Raw genomic sequence first — 1,450 nt, forward strand, 5'->3', positions numbered from 1 at the left:
AAACTTTTCCTTCATCTGCAACTAGTGTCATTTAATCCCCCCTATCGTACCACAGTCCAGTTTTTGGACTGTGCTATACTTACATCACATTCAGACGCTCCACCTGCACCTGTAATAGTTATTGTTTGTGCGTCTTGTCCAGTTAAATCCGCCAAACATTCAGTAAAAATTCTGTTTAGTTCTTCGGTTGTAAAGGATATACAATTTTGAAAACTGATTGATTTATTGATACTATTTTCAACAATATTAACTTTTTTTAATGATTTGCAATTTAAAAACGCGTCATTATTGCCTGCTGAATTTGTAAAATCTAACAAACCATGTTCTTTTAAATTAATACATTCTGCAAAAATTCTATTTCCTGCTGTAATATCTCCAGTTACATTACAATATACAAGATTACTACATCTATCAAATGCTCTACTAGCATTAGCGTTTATCACTTTAAAATATGGAATATATTCAATATATGCGTTTTCTCTTGCAATTTCTTTTATATTGTTTGCATAACCATTTTCAATATTATTTATTACTAAATATTTAACTCCAGAACCAAACGAACACAATCCATTCAAGTCACTTCCATTTTCACTTAACCAAATATCAGGATATAAAAATAAATGTGTATCATATGCAGTTTTTATTATCCCTTTAAAATTTTTAAGAATTAAAGCTGATAATTGATACATAGCATATGCGTTAAAAGCAGTACAACTTGTACAGTCTAACTCTATAAGTCTTATTTTTTGATTTCCAACATATGAAAAATCTGTTATATTCTCTGTATGTTCTAATTTAATATTTTCTAATTCAGATAAATAACCTAAAACATATCTATATGATGTAAATGTGACATAACCATATGCAATATAACTTATTAATCGTGTATGTTTTATATTATCGTTTATTGTGTTACACGAAACTAAATACATTACAATTTCAATAATATTTTTTGGATAATCAGGATATAATTCATCATCTTTAGCAAAATAAATTTCAGTAATACTGCCTTTGTCCGCCTGTATCTTTATTAGTGACTGTCTTTCTTTGCTTAATTCGTCGAAATATGTTTCCGCTACATTGTCAACAGTAAATTCAAACTTAGCTATTTCATTAGCTGCAAAGGATTGTACCGTATTATCAACATCTCCCCATGAAACTGTAAAAGGTGTGTTGACTGTAAATGCATAAAAACTACCTTCATCAGGTACGGACATTACCATGAATATTTCATCTTTTGCAGTATCGTGTTCGGGTAATGGTATCCATGTAGACGGTCTTTTCCATGCAAATGATGAATAATCTACACTCTCACCGCCGCCAGTAATACCACTTATCTCACCCGCCATTTCTGATGGCAATAATAAATCAGTTTTGCCAGTCTTTACTCTTATAGCTTCGGCTATATCCTTATAATTTTTATCATCAGTAGTTACTATTCCCATTAATA

At 30.3% G+C, this 1,450-nt stretch carries 1 protein-coding gene; it reads right to left on the reverse strand.

Annotation, left to right across the window (positions count from 1 at the left end; genetic code table 11):
* Window positions 1-41 precede the first annotated feature (41 nt).
* Window positions 42-1,450, reverse strand: a 1,409-nt coding sequence (locus B5E58_RS13610) for a hypothetical protein (RefSeq protein ID WP_158097779.1), incomplete at its 5' end; no start/stop codon positions are given.

Origin of the sequence: Tyzzerella sp. An114, from assembly GCF_002161055.1 — a bacterium.
GTDB lineage: Bacteria > Bacillota > Clostridia > Lachnospirales > Anaerotignaceae > Fimicola > Fimicola cottocaccae.